The organism is Pseudoalteromonas sp. BZB3 (genome assembly GCF_040104455.1).
Taxonomy (GTDB): domain Bacteria; phylum Pseudomonadota; class Gammaproteobacteria; order Enterobacterales; family Alteromonadaceae; genus Pseudoalteromonas.
Map to the genome: position 1 here is coordinate 133,590 of NZ_JBECOS010000001.1, position 25,026 is coordinate 158,615.

Sequence of the window (25,026 nt, forward strand, 5' to 3'; positions counted from 1 at the left end):
GTGTTCCTATAACACTTAATCAAGTGCTTGTAAGTGCACAAAAATAGCATTAACCTAGGTCTTTGAAGCAATGTTTTTAGAAACAGCTAATTACCGACATTTTTAAAAATAATAATTAAAATAAAAACATACTTGGTAAAGCAAAGGTATCGTAGACGATGACAACAAATCGATTGAGGTTAATATAAGTATGGCAAGGCAACTTTCATTGCTCATAGTCAATGCCAGCGAGTCCGAACGCGCAACCATTACACTTACCCTCAATAAGCTAGAAGTGTTTGAAATCATCGAATGTGAAGATAGCCAAGCTGCTTTAAGTCTATTAAAACAACGAGCCGTTGATCTCATTATCACAGGGCTCGATGTTGGAAAAATTGATGGCTGGCGCTTTGCACGTATGGTGCGCTCAGGATTATTAGAAACCCCCAAACACACGCCCATCGTGCTCACACCGCCTATTTACTGCGAACGCATTGCTGAAACTACCGCCAGAAGTTATAGCATTGATGCCGTTTTACCTTTTGAGAAACACGAACAACTTCCAGAGTTATTAGCCAACGTGTTATCTACACAATTAGAAAAGAGCAGTCGTCTTGATTTGTTATTATTCGAGCCTGATCATACTCAAGCAGAAGAGATCTGTGAGCAACTAGAGTTCAGTTTTGCATGTACAGTTGTTAACACGCTACAAGATGCACAAGCGCTATTCTTACAAAACCAATATGCAATCGTGCTGATTAACACCTCTGGTACAACCTACTCTGAAAGTAAGCAATTAATCGGGGCAATTTTAGAGCATAAGCCAAATCAGTCTGTTGTGACTATCATCGACAGTAAAGACGTCAATGATGCTGAACAACTACTCCTTATGGGTGTGACTGACTTTGTCAGAGCGCCTTACAACTTGCCAATTTTAAACAAAGTCTGTGATCATGCTGCGCGCCGTGAAGATTTTATGGTGAGTTATGCAGAGTTTGCTGACAAAGTATCACAACTCAGTCAAAGCGAACGTCGCTACAAAGACTTATTCTCTGCACACCAGCGTATTCTATTGCATTTAAATACCGTGGTCATGGAGTTAGACACCGAAGCTAAAATTCGCTTTATTAACCCAGCTTGGGAAGCACTCTCGGGATTCGGTATTAAAGCAAGTTTAGGTGTCTCGTTAAAAGCGTTCATCCATAAAGATGGTCAGCACCCCCTGAATAAACAGCTCGCCAAAGTCAAAACTGGGGCGCAACGTTATGCTCAGCTTGAATTACAGCTCACTCAAAAAAATGGCGCGTCTATTTGGGTTGAGTGTCGCTTTCAGCTCATTAAAAACACCACTTCTGATGTTACGATTACGGCAACGATAGATAACATTCACGAACGAAAACAAGCTGAATTGCAATTACGTCATTTAGCCCTGCATGACACATTAACCGGGCTGCACAACCGCTACTACTTCGACCAGCAGTTGCAAGGTCTCTGTAAAACAATGAGTGAAGACTCACTCTCTGAACATGCACTGCTATATATTGACCTCGATCATTTCAAAATTATTAATGATTCTAAAGGGCATCAGCAAGGTGACATCATTCTTAAAGAGGTTGCTCAGCTATTTGGCCACAACATTGGCGATGAACACCTGATCTTCCGTATTGGTGGTGATGAGTTCGCCGTGATTTTAAAAGAAGTCAGTTTACTTGATGCACATATTATTGCCGAAAGTATCTGTATGGCCATAGATAAGCATGAGTTTCATTCTGAAGAAAATAGCTATTCCATTAGCTGCTCAATCGGTTTAACTCAGATAACGGCCTCTAACCATGATGCCAATGAGTCATTAAAACAGGCAGATATTGCTCTCTATATTGCTAAGAGCTTAGGTCGTAATTTAGTGCATTGTTATAACAAAGACGACGCCGAAAATAATACTCTGCAAGGCGGATTAGAATGGGGTCATGCTGTACGCCAAGCACTACAAAACGAACAAGTCGAACTGCACTATCAACCTATTTGGTCTTTTAAACATGCGCATATAGCGTACTTTGAAACCTTGTTGCGTTTAAAAATTAACGATGAACTGATTTACCCAAATCAGTTTATTCCTGCTTTAGAGTTACTTAACGATACCTTCATAATGGATCAATGTGTGGTAAAACATGCAATCAAGGCACTCTCTGAGCATACTGAATTAAGCCAGGTTGCAATCAACTTATCTGCCCATTCCTTCTTAGACGAAAGGTTATTACCCCATATTCAAGATTGCTTAGTGCAATATCAGGTCAATCCAAGTCGAGTAATATTTGAGATCACAGAATCGGCCAGTATCAATAACTTGTCAGCGACTCAGGCGATGATCAAGAAACTGAATCAACTAGGCTGCCATTTCTCGATTGATGATTTTGGCACAGGCTTTAGTACCTTTAGTTATTTAAAGCAGCTCCCTGCCCAGCATGTAAAAATTGATGGTTCGTTTGTTCGTGACATGCTCAATGATCCCATAGATCTTGCTTTGGTGAAGGCGGTGAACGATATTAGTCATTCATTAGACAAGCACTCTGTTGCTGAATATGTTGAAAGCAAAGACATTTTTGATGCTTTAAAAGAAATTGGCATTGATTATGGGCAAGGATATTTTATTGCTAAGCCAATGCCGATAAATCTACTCAAAAAAGAAATTACAACTATTTTCCCTGAGAAAACAGTTGCGTAACAATTTAATACAGAACTGAACTTTTACTTAACGATTTCTCATCTATAATAAAACTTATTTGAAAACGATGTCAGCTAAATATTAAGATTTCAACTTTTTAGCACGACATCACAAGGATTGATAAATATCACAATAGGAAAGTTAAGGAGGTCGTTATGCTGCTATTAGTATCTTTTTTGCTGATCTTACACTGCATCATTGCATATCAATGTTACTTAAGTACACAGAAGAAAGGGTATCCTACTTTTGTGTTTACTCTACTTAGTTTGATCCCTTATTTTAATCTGGTTGTTTGGGTGTATTTACTGTTTTTGCCAAACCTCAACGAGCAAACACACATCCATCAATCAAGCAATTAACTTATGATACATAAGAAAAAGAGGGCTAATCGCCCCCTTTTAGTATATCTGTTTGACGCCACTAGAATTGATATTGTGTTGCGCTTTTAGCCAATTTATCTGCGTTAATATCCCCTCTGACACAAGACTCTATTTCCGACTTTTTAAATACCAAAATATGCTTTTCTTGCTGGTATGAAGGCGTAAACTTGAAACTCACATGCTCACTGTCTTTAACACTGCGTAAACCATTACCATAATCACATAAGCTATTTGCCAGACTCACAGTCACAGTCGTTTTAAGCAACGCTTGTTGCGCCTGCTGTTGAGCCTGACGCTCTGCTCTATCCTTCTTCAGTTTTTCTTTAAGCTGCACTTTACTCTCAGTCAATTTAACTTTTTCGGCTTCTAATTTTGCGATTTCTTTAGCGATTTCTTTATGATGATCAAGTAGCTCTTGGTTTTTCTCTTCTTGACGTCTTAGCATGTAATCGAGTTCATGTTTTTCTCGCTCTAATTCATGTAACTCGCGTCGTGTTTCGCGCTCTTGCTCTGCCACTTCTCGTATTTGCTCCGCGCCTTGACGCACCGCTTCTAAAGCTACTTGATACGCCTCTTTAGAGACATCTGCAATGTTGTCACCTAACACTGACATTTGCATTTCTAATGCTGAAAAATCTGGTGACTGGATCTCTGTAAGGCCATGTATATCTTGCATATCCCCAATATGCTTACGCCAATCAAACAGACTTTTATTTCGTAAACTCACATCAAAAATAAGACCTTGACCTGCTAGGTAGTAGCCTTCTACATTCTGCACTTGCCCCTTGGTATCATGCTTTAATGCAGTGCTCACAACTCGTTGAAAAATGGTTACTTCTCGTTGTAATTTAGCGATATCTTGCTCTGTCTTCGCTGCTGCTGAAAATGTTGCACTCAGCACTGCAACTGATAATAAAGAGAGTAAAGTTTTCATTATTGACCTCCATTATGCGCAACCGTTTGCAATGGCGCATGTTCCACTTGCTCTGCAAGTTCATTGAGTTGTAAACGTAAAATCGCTTGATCTTGGGCTCTTTGTGTTTGCAAAAATGCCAGTAAATCATCCAGTGCCACTTGACGTTCTGCACGATTTGTCAGTAATACTTGATTGGTTAGATCAGCTTGTAAATTCTGACTTGTTTGCATCTGGGCTAAAATTTTTTGCATGGTATCTTGTTGTTTTGCTATTTGAGTTTGTTGTGCCACAAGACCTTGCTCTAGTGTTTGGTTTTGTTGCCACAGTTGCACAGATAGAAGGCCCAAAAAGCCAACACAAGCCGCCATGCCCCACTGTATCCAATGTCCTTGAAAACGACTGACTTGTTTAAGCTGTGGCATCACTATGTGCGTATCAGACGGAACCTCTTGCTCTTCATAGCTGCTGGCCATGCTCTGCCAAGACTGAGCGTTTTCAAACAACGGCTTAGTTTCTGGATCTGCTAATACTTGAGCTTGCTGTACTTCTGTAAGCTGCTCACCATCAAGCCACTTTTCAAGTAGTTCATGGGGGGTCATTTCATGATTCGACACGGATCACCTCCAATGGCGCTTTCATTTTTCCAAGCGCACTATATAAACGGGATTTAACGGTATTTGGCGAAATAGCCAGCTGCTCAGCGATTTCTTCAAAGGTGAAATGCTGGAAAAACTTCAGTTCAACAATTTGTCGCTGCTCGAACGGTAAAGCCTGTAGCGCAGCGTGAATATGTTGATTATCACTCTGTAACTGAATTGGGCAACTGGGAGTATGGGCAGCTTCAGAAACTTCTTCAAGCGGGCTAGACTGCCTTTGCTTACGAAAAAAGTCCATATAGCGCGCTTGGGTCACCGAAAATAACCAAGTCTTAAATTGGCTCTGACCATGAAAGTTATGCAAAGAGCGATAAACACTCATAAAAGCTTCTTGCATTAAATCAAGTGCATCATGGCTATTGCCAGTCAGGCGGAGACAGTGGTTATACACCTGCTGTTCATGCTGCTTGATTAGCTTCAACCAAGCAGCTTGGTCGCCTTTTTGGGCTTTTTTTATGAGTTTGTCTTGGCTTTGAAAAAACACCTTTAAACCCTAATTGATAATCTCTGTTTAGTTAGTCGAGAGGTGTTTTAAAAAAGTTTGCCAAAAATAAAATTTATTTTTCGCAATCACATTGTTCAGTAATGAATGGCAATAACCCTTCACTGAATAAGCGAAAATCGCGAATACGGCCCGTGGTTTTACGCCAAATCAAACCAATCTCACGATACGCATCAGTACCCGACTTCCTCACTGCTAAATCTTTACCAGACAATATGCCTGCGTTGAGTGCCATTTGCGGTAAGAATGTCACACCGTGCTGATATTCCACCATGCTCAATAAGGTGTGCAAATTACTTGCTTCAAACGGATTGATGCACTCATGTTTGTTAAGGTGACAAGCACTCAGAGCATGACCTGTCAGACAGTGCTCCCTTTCGAGTAAAAACACACTCTGATCTGGCAACAAGTTGTAATCATCGATGTCTTTTAGCGGATAGCTTTTGTGATAAACCAAAGAAAAAGCATCTTTAGTAAGGACTTTAGTATGGAACTTTTCCGTTTGATAGGGCAGTGCTAGCATCGCCATATCTATATGTCCTTGTTCAAGGCGCGCCAATAACTTATCACTAGTATCTTCAATCAAGATCAGCTCTAAATTCGGGAAAGCTTCACGACAGTGTTGATAAAGTGGCGCAGCAATAAAGCTTGCAATAGTAGGAATTAGCCCCAAGACTAATTTGCCTGACAGCGGGTTTTTAAAGCTCTCAGTGAACTCTTTAATGCTCATGGTATCGGCAACAATTCTCTTGGCACGTGCAACCACTTCTTCACCTAACTCGGTAAACATTAAGCTACGGTTCTCACGCTCAATGAGTTGACTGCCTAAGGTTTCTTCAAGTGTTTGAATTGCGGTACTCAAAGTCGATTGACCGATAAAACACGCTTGGGCGGCACGACCAAAATGTTGATGCTGATGCACTGCAATAAGATATTGAAGCTGTTTAATACTAGGTAGGTTTGTCACGGTTTTCTCTAAGCAAACTCAAATTTCATTCAGTATAACGATGAAGTACCCAGAGTAAAACGGATAAGATCAATTGCTTATACCAATCCTCTTAATTAAGTGACCTTTTTGAGGCAAGGAAAGCTTGTCGATAACGAGGCGAAAATTTTGCTATTTAGTTGTTCTAAATGAGAAATTTTTAACGTGGTTAGCGGCAGCTTTAGTCCCTCAAAATGATTAAGTATTATTGAGGGTTGGTATTAGATATTTAAAGTGTGGTGGATATAAAAAGACCCCAGCACCGTGATGCTGAGGTCTTTTCAAGCTAAAAGTCTGTAAGTCTAATTACACGCCGAAAGCGGTTCTTAGAATGTAGAATATAACAATAGCAAGTGCAGCACCGACTGGCAATGTAATTACCCAAGAAACCACAATATTTCTAATTACACCCATGTTCAGTGCAGCGATACCACGCGCCATTCCTACACCTAATACAGCACCTACTAGCGTTTGTGTTGTAGAGATAGGTAGACCAGTACCTGATGCAATAACTACCGTTGATGCAGCTGCAAGTTCAGCAGCGAAACCACGGCTTGGTGTTAAGTGTGTGATGCCTTCACCAATTGTTTTAATTACTTTCTTACCAAGGACCGCAAGACCCACTACGATACCGATACCACCTAGTGGAAGGATCCACCAAGCAAGTGCCGCTTTCTTAGCGATTTCACCGTTGTGCTCAACAATGTTTACAACTGCCGCAAGTGGACCAATCGCGTTTGCTACGTCGTTTGAACCGTGTGCGAATGCCATACAACATGCCGTTAGTACCATTAGAATAGCGAATACTTTTTCAACGTTGTTGAACTGCATTTGCTTGTCTGCTTTAGGGTCCATTTTCAAACGGTTAATTGCCATTTTACCAATGATACCCACAACCACAGCAATACCGATCGCAAGTGCATAACCTTCAACCGCACCTAGGTTAATACCAATGTGCTTAAGACCTTTCTTGATGGTTACAAGCGACATAACAAAGCCCGCTAAACCCATATAGATAGGCACATAACGCTTTGCATTTTGTAATGGCGAGTCTGTGTCGAAGATCAGCTTTTGCGCACTCATAAAGATTAAGTATGCAATGAAACCTGAAATGGCAGGGGTAACAATCCAGCTACCTACGATACCGGCAACTTTGCCCCATTGAATTGCTTCACTACCCACAGCAACCAAGGCGAAACCAATAATCGCGCCGATGATAGAGTGAGTCGTTGAAACCGGCCAACCCAGTAAAGACGCAAGTAGTAGCCATGAACCTGCTGCGAATAATGCAGAGATCATACCTAATACCATCAACTCAGGAATGTCAGCGAAAGGCGCTGCGTCGATGATACCTTTACGGATTGTTGATGTTACTTCACCACCTGCAAGGTATGCACCGGCGAATTCGAAGATCATCGCAATGATGATCGCTTGTTTGATGGTAAGTGCTTTCGAGCCTACTGAAGTACCCATGGCGTTTGCAACGTCATTTGCACCAATACCATATGCCATGAAGAAACCTACTGCCGCAGCAATTAGGATCAGCATGGAACCATAGTTAGCAATGATATCCATTGTTAAACCTTAAATTTTAAATACGAATAAAATGATTAACGAGCTAACATTAGCTCAAGTCGAGAACCAACACGCTCTGCAATATCAGCAAGCTCACCTACCCACTCGATGATCTTGTATAAGAACATTACATCAACAGGATTAAGTTCACCTTCGATAGCACGAAGCTCTTGGCGGATCTTGATTTGCATTTCATCCGTGTCTTGCTCAATTGAGTCTAACTTTTCAAGCATGCTTTCAACCAGAGTTACTTCACGACCACGGAATCCAGTTTCCAATAGTTCGTCAAACTCATTGATGGCTTTAGAGGCTTGTTTAGTTGCATCGACACAACGTTCAAGATAAGCAATGAAGTCATTTTGGATAGTTTGAGGGATCACCATTTCACGACCAACAACGCGACCTGCGATGTCTTTCGCTTTATTCGCAATTTTATCTTGCTGAGTGATCAACTCTAATAAATCGGTGCGCTCTACAGGCATAAATAAACCACGAGGTAAGTGTAATCTTACTTCACGCTTTAAAACGTCTGCTTCACGTTCAAGGTTACGGATGTCAACACGAAGTGCTTCGGCTTCTTTCCATTCAGATTTGAATACATGATTAAAAAACGGTACTAAAGAACTGCTAGCTTTATGTACGATTTTAATGTGTTCTTCTATTGGCTTAATAGGAGACTTAGCAAATACTCCTAAAAACGCATTAGTAGGCATAACTGACCCTTAAATCATATTAATATGCTTTGCGGGGTGAATTTTACAGCATTAGCCGACGTTGTGAACGGATTTTTGTCCGAAATGCTAATTAAGCTGCGCTGAATCATAAAAATTCAGCGCAGAGAGGCATATATTTTTTACAGCGTTTTCGCGATATCTTCTTGAGATGTATGGCGAATATCTTTACCGTTCACAAAATAAATAACGTATTCAGCGATGTTTTGACAACGATCACCAATGCGTTCTAATGAACGTACAGACCAGATTAAATCCATAATTTTAGGAATAGAACGCGGGTCTTCCATCATATACGTCATAATTTGACGCGTTAGCGCTTCATACTCACGGTCAACTTTTGCATCTTCTTTATGCACTTCAAAGGCACTTTGCGCATCCATACGCGCGAACGCATCTAGTACATCATGCAACATCTTCGACACTTGGCGACCCATATTCTCTAAGTTGACCAATAAATCTTGCTGATCTTTAGTAAATGAATCTAGTGCAACGCGTGCGATACGCTCAGCTTCATCACCAATACGTTCAAGGTCAGCAATGGTTTTAGCAATCGCAACTACTAGACGTAAGTCACTTGCAGCTGGCTGACGTTTCGCAATGATACGGGTACATTCTTCATCAATGTTCACTTCCATGGCGTTAACTTTGTAGTCGTTCTCGCTGACTTTACGTGCTTTTTCAGCATCGTTGTCGTTGATTGCATCAAGTGCTAGGTTAAGTTGCTGCTCAACTAATCCACCCATACTTAATACATGATTACGAACATTTTCTAGCTCTTCGTTAAAGCGGCCAGAGATGTGCTTATTTAAATTGTTTTCCATGATTTATTCCTCTCGCTCGCTATTAACCGTAACGACCTGTTATGTAGTCTTCCGTCTTCTTCTTAGAAGGCGTTGTGAATAGCGTGTTTGTGTCAGCGTATTCGATCAGTTCACCCATATACATGAATGCAGTTTGGTCAGAAACACGTGCAGCCTGTTGCATGTTGTGCGTTACAATCACAACCGTATACTTTTCTTTCAGGTCGTTGATCAGCTCTTCGATTACCAAAGTTGAAATCGGGTCAAGTGCCGATGTTGGTTCGTCTAGCAGTAATACTTCAGGTTCGATTGCAATTGAACGGGCAATCACTAGACGCTGCTGCTGACCACCCGATAAACCAAACGCACTGTCATGAAGACGGTCTTTAACTTCGTCCCACAACGCAGCACCACGTAATGAGCGCTCAACGACTTCGTCTAATTTACGTTTGTCTTTAATACCTTGTAGACGTAGGCCGTATACCACATTCTCATAAATTGATTTAGGGAATGGGTTTGGTCTTTGGAATACCATACCTACGTTACGGCGAAGAGCCGCAACGTCTACGCTCTTGTCATAGATATTCTGACCATGAAGGTTAATCTCACCTTCGATGCGACAAATATCTACTAAGTCATTCATGCGGTTAATACAACGTAGTAATGTTGATTTACCACAACCCGATGGACCGATAAACGCCGTTACCTGACCCTTAGGGATTTTCATATTGATTTTGCTAAGTGCTTGCTTGTCACCATAGTAAAGATCTAGGTCTTTGATCTCTAGTGCGGTTTGCTCTTCGCTCAAATTAGCTAAATCTAATTTAACTTGATTTGTGTTATTCACTTCAGGAGCTACTGTAATCATTTCTAAAATACCTAGTTATATACTTTACTATTAATGTTCAAGAGAACGGAACTTTTCACGTAAATGGTTACGAATACCAATCGCAGTAATATTCAGTGCGATGATAACGCTGACCAGTAAGAATGCCGTTGCGTAAACCAATGGACGCGCCGCTTCAACGTTCGGGCTTTGGAAACCTACATCATAGATGTGGAAACCTAAATGCATGAACTTACGATCTAAGTGAACAAACGGGAAGTTACCATCAATCGGTAACGTCGGTGCCATTTTCACAACACCTACTAGCATAAGTGGTGCAACCTCGCCGGCTGCACGTGCTACCGCTAAGATTAAACCTGTCATAATTGCCGGACTTGCCATTGGTACAATGATGCGCCATAGCGTTTCAGCTTTTGTTGCCCCAAGTGCCAATGAACCATGGCGTACTGAACTTGGAATACGCGATAAACCTTCTTCAGTCGAAACGATAACCACAGGTAGCGTTAAAATTGCTAAGGTTAATGCAGACCAAATCACACCTGGCGTACCAAATACAGGGCTTGGCGCAGCTTCTGGATAGAACAATTGGTCGATTGAACCACCTAACATATAAACAAAGAAACCAAGACCAAATACACCGTAAACAATCGAAGGTACACCTGCTAAGTTGATTACCGCGATACGGATCATCTTAGTCACAGCGTTCTTAGCCGCATACTCATGTAAGTAGATTGCAGCAACTACACCAAATGGCGTCACAATCACAGCCATTAGCATAACCATGAAAACAGTACCGAAGATTGCAGGGAATACACCACCCTCAGTATTCGCTTCACGGGGATCATCTGAAACGAACTTACCTGACTGAACAAAGAAGTGGCCTAGCTTTGCAAAGAAGCCCATGTCATTAGGGAACCACAAGTCTAATACCTGATAAATAGGTAAAGTTACTAGCTCACCACGCATGTCACGTACAACCACTTGGTCACGCTTCGCTTTCTTACGAAGCTCAAATAAGCGTGCTTCTAATACTTTGTATTCAGCTCGAAGTTCTGCACGTTGTGACTCTAAATCAGCCAGTACATCATCCGTTAAGGCATTATCAAGTGCGTATTTCTTTTCTTTTAAACGCAGACGCTCAAGCTCATAGTTAATGTGACCAATATCACCGTTTTGTAGGTCGAGTGCTTCTTCATTTAAATCTACTGCACGCTCAACCAGTTCTACTAAACGTTCTTTAGGCGCATTGGTAACTTCATTACCGTCTTCGATTACACGCTCTACATAGCCATAGAAGTTACCGTTTTTACTACGCTCAAATACCGCCATCGCTTCTGGCTTAGTTTGAGACTGGATGTCTGTTGTTAGTATCCAACGGAAATCTAGGTCTACATATTCACGGTTACCCGTTTTTACCAAGATACGTTCAATATATTCATCTTGGTATGCCGATAAATCATAGCCTGCCGCTTCAAGTCGAGATTTAGGCACCATTTCACGGTCATAAATCTCACCAATCACTGTTTGCTTAGGCACTGAGCCTTCAAGCTTTAACTCAACCACTTCTGATGGCCAGAAGAAGCTTAAACCTTTCCATGCGATCATCGCTAATAAACCGATAACCGAGATTAAACTGATGCTAACTGCACCACCTGTCATCCAGATCCAAGGAGATCCTGACTTAAACCATTGCTTTACCATGTCATGAAACTCCGATAATTACATTGAGCTGTACTTTTCACGTAGACGCTGACGAACAAATTCAGCGAGCGTGTTAAATACAAAGGTAAAAATAAACAACACAAATGCAGCAAGGAATAGAATACGATAGTGCGAACTACCCACTTCTGATTCAGGCATTTCAACCGCGATGTTCGCCGCTAAAGTACGCATACCTTGGAAGATACTCCAGTCCATAATTGGCGTATTACCCGTTGCCATCAGTACAATCATAGTCTCACCTACTGCACGGCCTAGACCCATCATGACTGCAGAGAAAATACCCGGACTAGCCGTTAGAAGCACAACATAAACAAGGGTTTGCCACTGCGTCGCACCGAGCGCTAATGAACCATTTGATAAGTGCTTAGGCACACTGAATACCGCATCTTCTGCGATTGAGAAAATAGTCGGGATAACCGCAAAACCCATCGCAATACCCACAACCAGTGAGTTACGTTGGTCAAACGTTAGACCTAGCTCATTCGTTAAATACTGACGTACATTGCCATCAAATACCCACAGTTCGATTTGACCGCTGATAGCGAATGACAACCAACCGATAAATAACACCACAGGAATAAGTAAAATTGAATGCCAGCCATCAGGAATTAAATGACGAATACTCGCTGGCAGTTTAGTCCAACCAAATGCCGTCGCGATCACCGCCACTGGCAGTAAAGTCACAAGTGCAATCACTGCTGGAAGATGCGTTTCGATTAAAGGCGCTAACCAAAGACCCGCTAAGAAACCAAGGATAACTGTTGGTAGTGCTTCCATAATCTCAACGGTTGGCTTTACTACGCGACGTAATTCACTCGACATAAAGTAGGCTGTGTAAATTGCTGCTGAAATGGCAATTGGTACAGCAAATAGCATGGCATACATCGCCGCTTTAATCGTACCGAATGAAATTGGCACTAAAGAAAACTTAGATTCAAAGTCATCAGATGCTGACGTTGACTGCCAAGTGTATGCAGGCTCAGGGTACCCCTCGTACCACACCTCATTCCAAAGTGCTGACCAAGTTACCTCAGGGTGCTCGTTGTGCACTTCAAATATAGAAAGCGTATTGTTCGATAGAGACAAAACCGCGTTAGCTCGAGGTGATACAGCAAAGTTATCAATGGCTTGTTCACTGATTTTACCACGCCATAATTCAGCTTCACTGGTCGTGTAGTACACGCCTAAGTCGCCTGATGATGTCGTCGTGAAGAAAGTACGGCGATAATATTCTGTGTAGATATCTAGCTTATTCGTTTTCTCAGTTTCAAAAGCACGGATTTTGGCAAACTGACGGCCATTATCTTCGGTGTTTACTTCAAACCACTGAGACACTTCACCGTTATCGTTTGCCAGCATCAAAGAATTTGCACCAGCAAGTAATGTCGCGCTCACTAGGTTTGCATTCTCTTCGTTGGCAGCAAGAACTTGGAACTGCTCAACTTCAGCTGGGTCACGCGTATCAAAGATATATATTTTGTTTGCACTGCGAACAAATACGCGAGATGTATCTGGTGAAATCAGTAACTCATTTACTCGACCATCAATGTCTAGCTCAGTGCGCTCAATTAGCCACTCAACTTCACCAGTAAACATGTTTTCTTCAGGTGTGAATGCTGCAAATACCACACGCTTGTCTTCAGTAACGGCAACTGCCGCAGCTTTATCTTCATAATAACTAAAGGCAAACTTAGCAATCGCTTGCTCTTGATCATCAACTAATAATTGCTCACCGTCTAATGGATAACCAATACGTGGTGTGATCAAGCGCTCATTGCCAGGGAAAGTTACTAAGAAGCTCGGCTTAACCAACTTAATTGCACCATTATCTAAACCGTAAGCATACAGGCCTAAAAACGGCGCGCTTTTCGCAAATGTCGTGATATTTCCATCAAGTTCAACATCTAGGCTTTTCATTAATTGTCCTGAGTTGTCACCTTTTATATGGTAAAAATCGACACGCCCAGAATCTTCTAATAGATAAGCAATCTCTGTTTGCTCTTCTACACCGACACCAACATAGTTTTTCTCTGAAGCTAAACTGACATCAGTACGTTTCTCTACTTTTGCTGACTCTAAGATTGGCTCTACGACATATAGTAGATAGAAGAAGATCAACAGCAATGCCACAAGTACCATTACCCCGCCTGCGGTAATACTGTATTGTGCAAAGCGATCTTTAAATAAACGGCGCTTGTCCGTTTTAAAAGATTTTTGCTGTGCTGAGGTAGACATTAAAACACCTTATTATCTTTGAATTGTGCGCATTATATTTCATCAAGATGACAGTATTGTTACATAAAAAGGACTTTAAGCGCTGTAAGTATGAACTTTTGTTAACACTTAAAAGTCATAAAAAAGTAGCGATAATCATGTTTTACCTCAAGGATATAAACCGATTTTCTGGACAAGCCTTAAAACTTAACTAATCTTAGAGTGCAATGTTTTATTGGCGTAAGGATACGTCGAGTAGAGCATTGATCGTTTCCACTCTCACTATACGGTGAGTAAAAATAATAAGAGACATTGATATGAAGCAGTTAGTTTTAACAATAATAGGTAAGGACCGGCCGGGTCTCGTTGACGAAATCTCAGCAACCATCCTAGAACACCATGGTAACTGGATGACCAGTAACCTTAGTCATTTAGCAGGTCAGTTTGCAGGTATCATTCAAATTGGCGTAGCAGAGGAGCATCTTCAAGAAATACAATCAGCACTGAATGCATTACCAGGCTTGGAAGTGCATATCGAGTCTGGCGATACCGATGTTGCAGATCAAACACCTGAAACACTTAATCTAGTGATTACAGGCAATGACAGGCCGGGTATTGTCAAAGAACTTTCAAGTGTTATCCGTCATAAAGGCGCAAATATTACCCACTTAAATTCTCGTCAGCGCAGCGCGCCTAATTGGGGGGTGCCAATTTTCAGTGCATTTGCCACGGTTACTTTACCTGCAGGCATGCACAAAGATAATGTGATTGAAGCACTTGAATCGATAACCAGCGATCTAGTCGTTGATATCGAAAGTGAATAAAAATTAAATTTTATGACAGGCTGAGGAATAAGCCTGTCATATAATTGTCACATAAACCCCATATATTTTGTTGTTGTACCTTTGATTACCCATGGATAGATCATGCATTCTGTATCACCTACCTCAACGACTATTAGTTACTTTGCCAAAGAATTAAGCTGGCTTTCGTTCAATGAACGCGTACTTCAAGAAGCCAAAGATCAAAATAATCCACTTATCGAGCGACTGCGTTTTTTAGGCATTTTCTCAAATAATTTAGATGAGTTTTTTAGGGTGAGAGTTGCTGATTTAAAAAGAAAAATTTTATTAAACAGTTTATCTGACGCCCACTTTGACGCAGACGAAGAGTTATTAAACCAAGTTAACAAAAAGGTTTTGTCGCTGGGTAAAAAATTCAATCAGATCCACCACCAACTGTTAACGGATCTAGACAAGCAAAACATTCATATCCGCCAGCCAACTGACTTATCTGACTTTCATAAAGACTGGCTAGAAGACTTTTTCAAAGACCAAGTCCTACAACATATGTCGCCTATGTTACTCACCGAATCAAAGGATTATTCGAGCAACATTAATGATGCGATGACGTATCTTTTTATCCATATGCAAGGTGAGAAGTCTCAGTATGCCTTATTAGAAATACCCACTGATAGACTCGATCGTTTTGTCATTTTACCGTCAGAAAAAAGCCGCCGTCATAAAACCATTGTCATGCTTGATGATGTGGTCGAGTTTTATTTGGCTGAAGTTTTTAAGAGTTTTGTTAAGTTTGACAGCATTGAAGGCTATTCAATCAAACTAACACGTGATGCTGAATACAATTTAGATAATGAGATCGAAGAAGGCTTACTCGATAAAATGTCGAAAGGTCTGAAGCAGCGCCTTTATGCTGAGCCAGTGCGTATGGTTTATGATCAAGCGATGCCTGATGAGATGCTAAAGGTACTAAAAAAGCGTCTTGGCGCAAGCCAACAAGATGCGCTCATCCCAGGTGGTCGCTATCGTAATTTTAGAGACTTTATTTCATTTCCTAATGTTGGCCGTAAGCACTTAGAAAATAAGCCGTTGAAACCGCTCACTAGTAGCGCTTTTGCCAAGCATGATAGTGTCTTTAAGGCCATCTCAGAGCAGGATATTTTACTATATTACCCTTACCATACGTTCAACCATATGCTCGAGTATGTAAGACAAGCTGCCTATGACCCTAAGGTCACTCAAATTAAAATTAATATTTACCGTGTAGCCTCCCGCTCAAGACTAGTTTCGTCATTAATTAATGCAGCCAAAAACGGTAAGAAAGTCACCGTCATGGTCGAACTAAAAGCGCGCTTTGATGAACAAAACAACATTGAATGGGCTAAGTTGCTCAGCGAAGCGGGTATTAAGGTACTGGTTGGTTTGCCAGCACTAAAAGTGCACAGTAAGCTCTGCGTAATTCACCGAAAAGAAAAGGGGAAGATTGTAAAATATGCCCACATCGGTACGGGTAACTTCCACGAAAAGACAGCGCGAATTTACACTGACTTCAGCCTATTCACCAAGCACAACGAAATCTGTGATGAATGTGATGAAGTCTTCAGATTCATCGAAACCAGTTATCGCCCATTTACTTTTAAGCACCTACAAATTTCACCATTAAATGCCCGAGAGCGCATTTGTGAGGGCATAGAGAATGAAATTTTAGCCGCTAAGAATGGTAAATTTGCACAAATCACCATAAAAGTGAATAATCTAGTCGACAAACAGCTCATTGATTTGCTCTACAGTGCTGCTCGACAAGGTGTAAAAATTCGTATTATTGTTCGTGGCATGTGTGCACTGGTCCCTGGATTACCGAAATTTAGCGATAACATCTCAGTTATCAGTATCGTTGATCGTTTTTTAGAACACCCTCGGGTAATGGTGTTCGAAAACCAAGGCGATCAGCAAGTTTATATTTCTTCAGCTGACTGGATGACGCGAAATTTAGATCACCGTGTTGAGGCCGGTGTGCCTATTTACGATCAGCACTTAAAGCAATTAATAATCAATATTTTAGAGCTACAATTTAAAGATTGCTGTAAAGCAAGAGTCATAGATGTCGAACAACAAAATAAGTACGTTGCCCGCGGTAACCGTAAGAAAGTACGTTCACAAATTGCCATCTATGATCTCTTGAGTAAATGGGAACACAATTATGCACAACACACCTGAGCCTGCGAATTTTGCAGCGCTCGATTTAGGCTCTAATAGCTTTCATTTAGTCATCGCCCGTAAAGTTGAGGGCAGACTACAAATTCTTCATAAAGAAAAGCATCGCGTGCATTTAGCTGCTGGTCTCAATGAAGAATTTGAACTCTCAGAAGAGGCCATTGAACGTGCCATGTTGGCTTTTAAGCAACTGGCACAAACTCTACAAGGCTTTAACCCAGCCAATGTCGAAGTTGTCGCGACCTACACGCTTAGAAACATAAAAAATCTAAAGCACTTCTTGCAACAAGCACAAATTCACTTCCCTTTTAATATCAATGTGATATCCGGGCAGGAAGAAGCGCGTTTAATTTACCAAGGCGTTGCAAACTATGTGCATGGTAAAGATAACCGCTTGGTCATTGATATTGGTGGCGGCAGTACTGAACTCGTCATAGGTCAACACTTTGAAGCCTTACAACTAACAAGTCGTGACATTGGCTGTGCCAATATAACCAAAGCCTGTTTTAGCGCAGGCAAGCTCAGCAAAGGTACGTTTAAAAAAGCCGAGATAGCCGCACGACAAGCACTTGAGCCCATCTCTCCCCGCTATCGAAAAACCGGTTGGAAACAAAGTTATGGTACATCAGGCACGATCAAAGCCTTAATCGGTATTGCACAAGCTCAGTTCGACTGTGAATACTTAACACTGCCTATTTTAGAAGATATCAAAGCACTGTTCATTGCCCAAGGCAGTATTGAGCAGCTTGATATTAAAGGGTTAAACCCTGAACGCCATACAAATATCGCTGGCGGTTTAAGCATTGTCATTGCCGCCTTTAAAGAGCTGAAACTAGAGCGCTTAGAATACTGTGATTATGCACTACGTGAAGGCGTTTTACATGAAATGCTAAACTATGATGAGTTTGATTTAAGAGTGCGCACCATCATCGCGCTCGGTCAGCACTACAACATCGACACCGCCCATGCTGATAACGTGTTTGATACCGTTAAACATTTATTCTCACAATGTAAAAAAAACTGGGGGTTGAAGCAAAAAGACCTTTTACAGTTACAGTGGGCAGCACAATTACATGAAGTGGGTTTATCAATTAACTCATCTGGCATTCAAAAACACAGTGCGTATATCGTAATGAATACGGCCCTACCTGGCTTCACGCAGCAACAACAGAGTGTATTAAGTGCTTTGATCCGTTTTCATCGTAAAAAGATCAAACTTCCTGAACTAGATATTTTTAATATTCTGTGTTCAGACACCTTTGCGAAACTCTTAACGCTATTCAGGCTGTCCGTATTAGTTAATAGAACCCGGCAATTAACCGACTTGTCTCGCCCTACTTTGTCTGTAAAAGACAATAAATGTACGGTACTTTTTGATGCGCAACTGCCTGAAGAGCAAGCTTTGCTTTGCGCAGATCTAGAGCAGGAACAACTGTATCTTGATTCAATTGGGATTGAGCTTGCTTTTGTCGTCGGTGAGTAATCGTAAGAATAAAGCTATAGCTTAACCATTAAAAAGGCTGCATATGCAGCCTTTTTAAATATGAATTTGATTAGACAGTCATACTTTTTGAACTGACACCACTGCGAAAATTTCATCCGCATATTCACGGCTTTGTGCAACTAAATCATAAATATTGCTAATAGGCGTTGCTGGTCTTACGGCTGCTAATACAGCCTCAGCTTCTTGCCAGTTATTTTGCTCCACGGCTATCGCCACTTTTAATGCCCCACCAAGTAAGCCTTTGTAATTAAGCAGTGCACCACTTAAATTACTATCGAGTGAGAATTCAGAAATGATGGTGCTTAGTTCCATATCAAGCACGGCACCTAGAATTGACATCAGCCCGATTAAGTACCCCTGCTCAGCCATTTCTTCACCGCCGGGCGCTAAAAACAATGCCATAAAGCGGGCACGCATTAAACCATATTTGGTCAATTCAGCTGGCTTATCAACCCCCAGCTCACTGAGTGCTAAAACCCGAACAAATTGCCTTAGGGCATCTTCACCCAGGTAAACAACCGCCTGAGAAATCGTCTTCATCTCTAACTTTTCTAGACCTGAGCGAGCATTCACCAACTTCAACACCCTAGCCGTTAGGCTCAAGTCTTTAGAGATTTTTTTCTCAACATCTTTAAAGCACAGGTTCGGCTGCGCCGTTGACTTTAATAAATCAAATACCACCAGCTTAGAAGGCTCAACATTACCGTGCGTCAACATTTCTGGTTTAGCAAAAAAGTAGCCCTGAAAATAATCAACCCCAGCACTTTTCAAGTATTCAAATTCTTCGTAGGTTTCAATTCGCTCAACCACAATTTTTATTTTTGGATATAAACGCTTTAGCTTCTTAACCTTCATAGTGGTTTTAAGGATAGGCTGTTCAAGCTCCAACTTAATATAAGACATATGAGGTAACAGCGGCTCCCAACGAGAGTCGGCATCATAATCGTCCAGCGCAAAGCGGTAATGCTGTTTACGTAGTAATTTAACGGTTTCAAGCAATTGCTGAATATTCTGCGAACGCTCAACAATTTCAAGCACTAAGTTGTCAGATTTTAATAGTCGGGGGATCTCTTGCAATAACGTGGTATCAGAAAGGTTAATAAACGCACAATGATTGGCAACCAGCTTTTCTTTACCAACCAAAATAAGTGAATTAAAAAACATTCGCCCAGTGGCTTGCTCATCACTTACCCCGACAGGGAAAGCATTATTTTGCGAATCTCGATAAAGCAATTCATAAGCAAATATTTGCTTTGTCGAATCGAGAATTGCCTGCCTAGCAATGTACTGAGTCGCGGGTTTTGTCATAGATAGTGTAAACCTGATAATGTAATTCTAGCTCTAAAACTCTGAGAATTAATTAGAAATTCTGTCGCATTTTTAAAGGTTACGCCAGCACAAGAGGATGAGCAAACAAAAATACCTTCGTTAGGATCATAATAATTTATTCTAACCCCTTTTAACTTATAAATTTTAACCGTTTTAAAAACGGATTTCATGTCTTAATGCCAAGAGGCGACCTGTACTAACTCTAAAACAGCAACTTACATAAATATGTTTTAAGTTGATCAATTTATTCTTTTTCTTAGGCTTCATACACAGAGCAAAAAGCCCTCATAAGAGGGCGTGTTTTAGTTTACTCTGCTGCAATAAAGTTCATAACCTAATTAGTCGTTATAACGAAATATACAAATTTACCAGCGAATTGTGCCAAAGCAATCAGGCAAGCCTAGCTGTCAGCTATTTTAAACTTAAATCGTATATTCAACGCCAAGCCAGGTGACATACGTTCCACACTCACTTCACCTTGCTGGGCATTGATCAGCTCTTTAACCAAAGCCAAACCAATCCCCGTACCTTGAGTAGCTCGTGTTAACTCATTACCGCCTCGATAGAACAACTCGAATAGCTTTTCTTGCTGCTCTTCAGTAATACCAAAGCCATAATCACGTATTTGCAACTGAATAGATTCAGGCTGCTGCTTAGAATAATGAAAATTGAAATCGATTTTTTGTCTCTCAACATCATTGATCTTGGCTTGATCAAAGAACTTCACTGCGTTATCGGTAATATTAATCACCACTTGCGCAAAGGCATCCATGTCAACCCATAGCAATGCACTGTCTGGATGCTCAAAAGGCTGGTTAATATTGAGAGCAAAGTCGTTTTTCACCAATAACGACGAGACTTTTGATTGGATAACGTCATTCAATATGCTCAATTTTACCCAGTTCGGCTCAACATTATGGGCTGGCTGACTAAGCTTTGAGAGCTGCAGGATATTATCTATGAGGCGAGACAAACGTTCACTCTCACTAAATATGAACTCGTAGTAATCACTGCGATGTTGCTCAGATAAAATTTGCCCAGACTTCAGCATTTCTGAATACATACGAATGGATGTTAGGGGGGTTTTTAATTCATGACTCACCGACGAAACAAAGTTTAAACGTTGCTCGGCTAACTTTAACTGACGTTTGCCCAAAGCATAAAAACCATAGCAACCAAGTGCAATGGTCAGTAATAAGACCCCCATTAACCCTAACCCATACAAGGCCAGACTACTGGTGCCAAACGCCTTAGTTGAAAATGAAATACAATAAGATGGAAACGGCCAGTGCAATTTGCTTTCTTTCAGGTGAACTTGCATCAACTTTGCCGGTAACGACGCTTGTAGCTGTACGTCCATGTCCCCATTTTTCAGCATCTTGGAAACAATAAACGCATCTTCGGCATGACCTTTCTTATCACTGATAGTCAATCCGAGAAATGCATTGGGACGCTTATTGGTCATCACTTCCATAATAAGCCCGAGTAAATAGCGCTGTTTATCTAGCACATAGCCCTGCATTTTTACTTCATCACTGACTGTCACCACACGATAAAAAATAAAGTAATCTGGTACGTCTTCTATCACTTCATATTTTTCAGGTTGTACGATAAAACCATTATTAATTAGCGTTTTTATTTGCCCTGAACGCATTACCACATCGTATAAGCCACGTGCCATTTTGAGGCTTTCTTTTTGTGCCTCACGTTCAGAGAAAACATCATCCGCTTGGATCACATCAGGCCACATCGGGCTATTAAAACGCCCTTGTGCGTCTATCTGAAAGAACCCTACCAGACCTTCATAACGTTGAAAACTTTCGGGATCCGCAAGCGGAGATACTTGCCGCGTGACCTTTTTGGTTTCTGGGTTGTAAGCATACTGGTAATAATCAAACTCCGTGGGAGAAACCGAGTTGGTAATAATCGCTTGTTTAAATAGCCGTTTATTAATGATGTCGCTGAGCTTAGTTGCGCTCTTTTGGTATTTTACAATCTGCTCTTGCTGAAATTGCTGAAACACAAACACACAAACCAAAGACACCGGAATAAATAACAACAAGAAAAAGCTCAGCGTGAAAATTCTCAGTCTTTTTAAACGCTGCTGATAATTGAGCAAAGGTGAAGGTTTTAAGAATGCTTTCATCAAGAAGCCTGCCCGAATAATTGATACCCTTCGCCACGCAGGGTCACTAGGTATTTTGGCGCTTTAGGATCAGGTTCAATTTTCTTGCGTAACTTGGCAATATGAATATCAACTGTTCGGGTATCTATGTGGTCAGTTGACTTATACCCCCACACTTCTCTTAACAGCTCACAGCGAGAAACGGGTGCTTTTTGCTGGCTCAGATAATTTAAGATCTCCACTTCCCGGCGGGTATAGCGCACCGTTTGATTAAATGACTGGCCTGTTAAACTCTGGGTGCAGATCTCCACTTGATCGCAAATGGTTAGTTTACTGTCTTCGGGGCTCCACCCTGAACGACGCACTAAGGCTTTAACCCTTAACACCAGCTCGGACGTCGAAAATGGTTTAGCTAAATAATCATCAGCCCCCAAAGTCAGACCATTGATGATATCTTCTTCACTGTTTTTAGCAGTCAGCATCAAAATCGCTTGGCTTTGCGAGTGTTGGCGTAGCGCATTACAGATCTCAAAACCATTCATACTCGGCAGCATCACATCTAAAATCACACAGTGATAATGGCCTTGCAACGCGGCTTCTAAACCTTGCTTGCCATCCATTTCACTGTCGACCTCAAAACCATGGAAAATAAATAAGTCGGTCAAGCCGCGTAAAATACTGGCTTCGTCTTCTACGATTAACAATTTAGGTTTGATGCTCATAATTCGGTACTCCTTTTTACACACGCGTTACCCTACCCCAGACCTTACATTTTCTTAAGTAAACTTTTGTAAAAAGATCCTACTCAGAGTTTTACTTTTTGTGCCTATTTTACCTTTACCCGCTTTCTTAATATGAGCTCAAACGCCATTGAGGGAAATATCATGAAACGCCTTTTCACATCTCGTCTTTTAAAATTAAGTGCGGTTGCAACTGCATTGACTTTGTTTTTTAACAGCCAAGCAAGCTGTGCCAATGATGATGTAAGCAACAACACAGCCGCTAACATTGATACTTACGACGAGAGTTTCTTCACGCCATTTTCACCACAAAACCTGCGCGATATCTTAGAAAAAATTCCAGGAGCCAATAACCTGCTGTTGGCCATGAATAATAACAATGAAACCCGAGGCTTTGGCTCGTCAGGCGAGCAAATATTAATTAATCGACAACGCGTATCGGGTAAAGGTAATAGCATTAAAAGTGAGTTAGACAATATTCAGGCTAAAGATGTTGACTATATTGAGCTGATCAGAGGGTCGGTATCGGGTCTTGATGTGCAAAGTAATGGTTTAATCATCAATGTCATGCTCAAAGACGACATCAGCACCGCGGTACTATGGAATATTGGGGTCACGAAAACAGACTCTATGCAAGGCAAACCGTTAGGCTCTTTGGTACTAAGTGGTGGTGAAGGCGATTTAACGTATCGCTTTGGTTTTGAAAGAAAGCTTTATCCTACAAAAATAAAAATCAATGAGCTGTTTAGCTCTGCTGACAATGAGCCGACAAAACACTACAAGCGCGTGCGTAAAAATTGGTTCCGAGAAGACATATTCAGCAATAAGTTCAGTTACAAGCACGCCAACAGCACCTCTATGACGCTGAACAGCATGTATAAAAAAATCTATCTAGATAGCGACTTTGACTCGACCTACATTCAACTTGCAGATAACACCACAACGGCGGATAACCTGACATTTGATTGGGGCCTACGAGAATGGGAAATTGGCGGAGATATCAGTCATAAAATTAACGACAAACACAGCTTAAAGCTGCTCTTTATCGAAAACCGCAGTAAAGCCAACGATCAACTTTGGCAGACCATTACCAATGACGATGACAGCACCATGGTGGGATACCAACTCCCTCGACTTTACAGAGAATCAGAAAGCGTCGTGAGAGGCAGTTGGAAATACACACTCAACCAGCAGCATAGCTTCGATTCTGGCGTTGAGCTAGCTATTAATAAACTCGATGAGAACCTGCAGTTTATTGACAACCAAGATGATGTTTATCATTCGACTGAACTTAATGACATCAAAGAAACCCGCTATGAAGGCTTTAGCCACTATAACTATTCAATATCACAAGCAACGAACTTACAGGCCTCTTTGGTTTACGAGTATTCAAAACTGGGTGTCGCTACTGATTTTAGCTTGCAAACCGATACCTTTGAGCAAGCAAATAGTGGCTCAACCCGTTCATTTAATTACTTAAAACCACGTATTAACTTACGCCATGATTTAAATGACGCCATTCAGTTACGTACCAATTTAGAGCGTACCGTGAGCCAATTAAGATTAAATGATTTTGTGCCTCGCTTTAACCGAGAAGAGCAGCGATTAGAAGAAACCAACCCTAACTTACGCCCAGAAGTCAGAGACGAGTTCTCTGTAAGTTTTGAGCGACAATGGCAAGCAACCTCAGGTAGTCTTACTCTGACGCCGTATTACCATAAGATCACCGATCTCATTGTTGAGATCCCACTAGTGAGCTATTCAGGTGAAGGTAATGTTGATAACGCGAAAGAATATGGTGTGAAACTTGAGACTGATTTTGGCCTCGACCCTATTGGCCTAAAAAATACTATGGTTAGTGTCAGTTACACTTGGCGTGACAGTGATATGCGTGACCCATTTACAGGTCAGGACAACAAAATAGCGAGACTAAGCGATAACGAATGGCAAGTTAAAATCAACCAAACTAATCTATTTAACAAAGTAGATTGGAGTATGACACTCTTTGATAAAAGCGCTTCTCCATTTACACGATACGACTATACCAGCACACTGGATGATAAACTCAAAGTCAGAATGGAGTTAGATTATAAGCTATCATCTGACTTGAAGTTAACGCTTAAAGGCGACCGTTTGCTAAGCCGTAAAACCAGAAACATCAGAACTCGACACGACGGCTTATTTACTGAAAATGGTATTTCACAATACGAAGATCGTCGCTTTGAACGCTCACCGCGCTTTACTTTACTTTTAAGCGGCCAATTTTAACGCATCCCTTTCGT

General features: G+C 41.2%; 19 protein-coding genes. 6 read left to right on the plus strand and 13 right to left on the minus strand.

Annotated elements, in window-relative coordinates:
• The first annotated feature begins 190 nt into the window (after positions 1–190).
• Positions 191–2,701 carry an EAL domain-containing protein gene (locus ABMY35_RS00600; RefSeq protein ID WP_349284578.1) on the plus strand — a complete coding sequence of 837 codons (2,511 nt, stop codon included), beginning with the start codon at positions 191–193 and terminating at the stop codon, positions 2,699–2,701.
• 155 nt (positions 2,702–2,856) lie between these two features.
• Positions 2,857–3,060, plus strand: a complete 204-nt coding sequence (locus ABMY35_RS00605; RefSeq protein WP_349284579.1) for a hypothetical protein — start codon at positions 2,857–2,859, stop codon at positions 3,058–3,060.
• A 61-nt stretch (positions 3,061–3,121) separates the two neighbouring features.
• On the opposite strand, the gene ABMY35_RS00610 is transcribed toward ABMY35_RS00605, so the two are convergent.
• From ABMY35_RS00610 to ABMY35_RS00655, 10 genes are all read right to left on the minus strand, one after another.
• Entirely contained in the window at positions 3,122–4,015 is an 894-nt protein-coding gene (locus ABMY35_RS00610) for a hypothetical protein (RefSeq protein WP_349284580.1), read from the minus strand.
• Complete coding sequence (locus ABMY35_RS00615; protein WP_349284581.1) at positions 4,015–4,611, minus strand: hypothetical protein; 597 nt, start codon at positions 4,609–4,611, stop codon at positions 4,015–4,017. The genes ABMY35_RS00610 and ABMY35_RS00615 overlap by 1 nt, the downstream gene beginning before the upstream one ends.
• Complete coding sequence (locus ABMY35_RS00620) at positions 4,598–5,137, minus strand: RNA polymerase sigma factor (protein ID WP_349284582.1); 540 nt, start codon at positions 5,135–5,137, stop codon at positions 4,598–4,600. The genes ABMY35_RS00615 and ABMY35_RS00620 overlap by 14 nt, the downstream gene beginning before the upstream one ends.
• Before the next feature lie 73 nt (positions 5,138–5,210).
• Positions 5,211–6,122 carry a LysR substrate-binding domain-containing protein gene (locus tag ABMY35_RS00625; RefSeq protein ID WP_349284583.1) on the minus strand — a complete coding sequence of 304 codons (912 nt, stop codon included), beginning with the start codon at positions 6,120–6,122 and terminating at the stop codon, positions 5,211–5,213.
• A 324-nt stretch (positions 6,123–6,446) separates the two neighbouring features.
• A complete protein-coding gene (locus tag ABMY35_RS00630; protein ID WP_058028774.1) occupies positions 6,447–7,715 on the minus strand; it encodes an inorganic phosphate transporter in 1,269 nt (422 codons plus the stop codon).
• A 35-nt stretch (positions 7,716–7,750) separates the two neighbouring features.
• Positions 7,751–8,428, minus strand: a complete 678-nt coding sequence (locus tag ABMY35_RS00635; protein WP_138560716.1) for a TIGR00153 family protein — start codon at positions 8,426–8,428, stop codon at positions 7,751–7,753.
• 140 nt (positions 8,429–8,568) lie between these two features.
• Positions 8,569–9,270 carry a phosphate signaling complex protein PhoU gene (gene phoU, locus ABMY35_RS00640; RefSeq protein WP_138479710.1) on the minus strand — a complete coding sequence of 234 codons (702 nt, stop codon included), beginning with the start codon at positions 9,268–9,270 and terminating at the stop codon, positions 8,569–8,571.
• A 22-nt stretch (positions 9,271–9,292) separates the two neighbouring features.
• Positions 9,293–10,117, minus strand: coding sequence for a phosphate ABC transporter ATP-binding protein PstB (gene pstB / locus ABMY35_RS00645; RefSeq protein WP_058028771.1), 825 nt, complete (start codon positions 10,115–10,117; stop codon positions 9,293–9,295).
• Positions 10,118–10,147: 30 nt separating this feature from the next.
• A complete protein-coding gene (gene pstA / locus ABMY35_RS00650) occupies positions 10,148–11,797 on the minus strand; it encodes a phosphate ABC transporter permease PstA (protein WP_349284584.1) in 1,650 nt (549 codons plus the stop codon).
• A gap of 18 nt (positions 11,798–11,815) precedes the next feature.
• Complete coding sequence (locus ABMY35_RS00655) at positions 11,816–14,053, minus strand: ABC transporter permease subunit (protein ID WP_349284585.1); 2,238 nt, start codon at positions 14,051–14,053, stop codon at positions 11,816–11,818.
• A 296-nt stretch (positions 14,054–14,349) separates the two neighbouring features.
• On the opposite strand from ABMY35_RS00655, the gene ABMY35_RS00660 reads away from it, so the two are divergent.
• The 3 genes from ABMY35_RS00660 (at position 14,350) to ABMY35_RS00670 (ending at position 18,529) form a co-directional block, all read left to right on the plus strand.
• The gene (locus ABMY35_RS00660; protein ID WP_349284586.1) at positions 14,350–14,856 is read left to right on the plus strand and encodes an ACT domain-containing protein; all 507 of its coding nucleotides are present in this window, start codon (positions 14,350–14,352) and stop codon (positions 14,854–14,856) included.
• 102 nt (positions 14,857–14,958) lie between these two features.
• A complete protein-coding gene (gene ppk1, locus ABMY35_RS00665) occupies positions 14,959–17,049 on the plus strand; it encodes a polyphosphate kinase 1 (protein WP_349284587.1) in 2,091 nt (696 codons plus the stop codon).
• On the plus strand, positions 17,033–18,529 hold the full coding sequence (locus ABMY35_RS00670) for an exopolyphosphatase (protein ID WP_349284588.1): 1,497 nt from the start codon (positions 17,033–17,035) through the stop codon (positions 18,527–18,529). The genes ppk1 and ABMY35_RS00670 overlap by 17 nt, the downstream gene beginning before the upstream one ends.
• Before the next feature lie 78 nt (positions 18,530–18,607).
• Here the strand turns inward: ABMY35_RS00670 and ABMY35_RS00675 are convergent, their stop codons facing one another.
• The 3 genes from ABMY35_RS00675 to ABMY35_RS00685 form a co-directional block, all read right to left on the minus strand.
• Positions 18,608–19,858, minus strand: a complete 1,251-nt coding sequence (locus tag ABMY35_RS00675; protein WP_349284589.1) for an EAL domain-containing protein — start codon at positions 19,856–19,858, stop codon at positions 18,608–18,610.
• Positions 19,859–20,279: 421 nt separating this feature from the next.
• Positions 20,280–22,025 (minus strand): histidine kinase dimerization/phospho-acceptor domain-containing protein, encoded by a 1,746-nt coding sequence (locus ABMY35_RS00680; RefSeq protein ID WP_349284590.1) that lies wholly within the window; start codon positions 22,023–22,025, stop codon positions 20,280–20,282.
• The gene (locus tag ABMY35_RS00685; RefSeq protein ID WP_130254570.1) at positions 22,025–22,726 is read right to left on the minus strand and encodes a response regulator transcription factor; all 702 of its coding nucleotides are present in this window, start codon (positions 22,724–22,726) and stop codon (positions 22,025–22,027) included. Before ABMY35_RS00685 ends, ABMY35_RS00680 begins: the two co-directional genes overlap by 1 nt.
• A gap of 162 nt (positions 22,727–22,888) precedes the next feature.
• Between ABMY35_RS00685 and ABMY35_RS00690 the strand changes: the two genes are divergently transcribed.
• The gene (locus tag ABMY35_RS00690; protein WP_349284591.1) at positions 22,889–25,012 is read left to right on the plus strand and encodes a TonB-dependent receptor; all 2,124 of its coding nucleotides are present in this window, start codon (positions 22,889–22,891) and stop codon (positions 25,010–25,012) included.
• Positions 25,013–25,026: the final 14 nt, after the last annotated feature.

Excerpts from the sequence above, each read along its gene's own strand:
- ABMY35_RS00600 (WP_349284578.1), top strand. The coding sequence starts at position 191 with ATGGCAAGGCAACTTTCATTGCTCATAGTCAATGCCAGCGAGTCCGAA.
- ABMY35_RS00605 (WP_349284579.1), top strand. The coding sequence starts at position 2,857 with ATGCTGCTATTAGTATCTTTTTTGCTGATCTTACACTGCATCATTGCA.
- ABMY35_RS00610 (WP_349284580.1), bottom strand. The coding sequence starts at position 4,015 with ATGAAAACTTTACTCTCTTTATTATCAGTTGCAGTGCTGAGTGCAACA.
- ABMY35_RS00630 (WP_058028774.1), bottom strand. The coding sequence starts at position 7,715 with ATGGATATCATTGCTAACTATGGTTCCATGCTGATCCTAATTGCTGCG.
- ABMY35_RS00635 (WP_138560716.1), bottom strand. The coding sequence starts at position 8,428 with ATGCCTACTAATGCGTTTTTAGGAGTATTTGCTAAGTCTCCTATTAAG.
- phoU (WP_138479710.1), bottom strand. The coding sequence starts at position 9,270 with ATGGAAAACAATTTAAATAAGCACATCTCTGGCCGCTTTAACGAAGAG.
- pstB (WP_058028771.1), bottom strand. The coding sequence starts at position 10,117 with ATGATTACAGTAGCTCCTGAAGTGAATAACACAAATCAAGTTAAATTA.
- pstA (WP_349284584.1), bottom strand. The coding sequence starts at position 11,797 with ATGGTAAAGCAATGGTTTAAGTCAGGATCTCCTTGGATCTGGATGACA.
- ABMY35_RS00655 (WP_349284585.1), bottom strand. The coding sequence starts at position 14,053 with ATGTCTACCTCAGCACAGCAAAAATCTTTTAAAACGGACAAGCGCCGT.
- ABMY35_RS00660 (WP_349284586.1), top strand. The coding sequence starts at position 14,350 with ATGAAGCAGTTAGTTTTAACAATAATAGGTAAGGACCGGCCGGGTCTC.
- ppk1 (WP_349284587.1), top strand. The coding sequence starts at position 14,959 with ATGCATTCTGTATCACCTACCTCAACGACTATTAGTTACTTTGCCAAA.
- ABMY35_RS00670 (WP_349284588.1), top strand. The coding sequence starts at position 17,033 with ATGCACAACACACCTGAGCCTGCGAATTTTGCAGCGCTCGATTTAGGC.
- ABMY35_RS00675 (WP_349284589.1), bottom strand. The coding sequence starts at position 19,858 with ATGACAAAACCCGCGACTCAGTACATTGCTAGGCAGGCAATTCTCGAT.
- ABMY35_RS00680 (WP_349284590.1), bottom strand. The coding sequence starts at position 22,025 with ATGAAAGCATTCTTAAAACCTTCACCTTTGCTCAATTATCAGCAGCGT.
- ABMY35_RS00685 (WP_130254570.1), bottom strand. The coding sequence starts at position 22,726 with ATGAGCATCAAACCTAAATTGTTAATCGTAGAAGACGAAGCCAGTATT.
- ABMY35_RS00690 (WP_349284591.1), top strand. The coding sequence starts at position 22,889 with ATGAAACGCCTTTTCACATCTCGTCTTTTAAAATTAAGTGCGGTTGCA.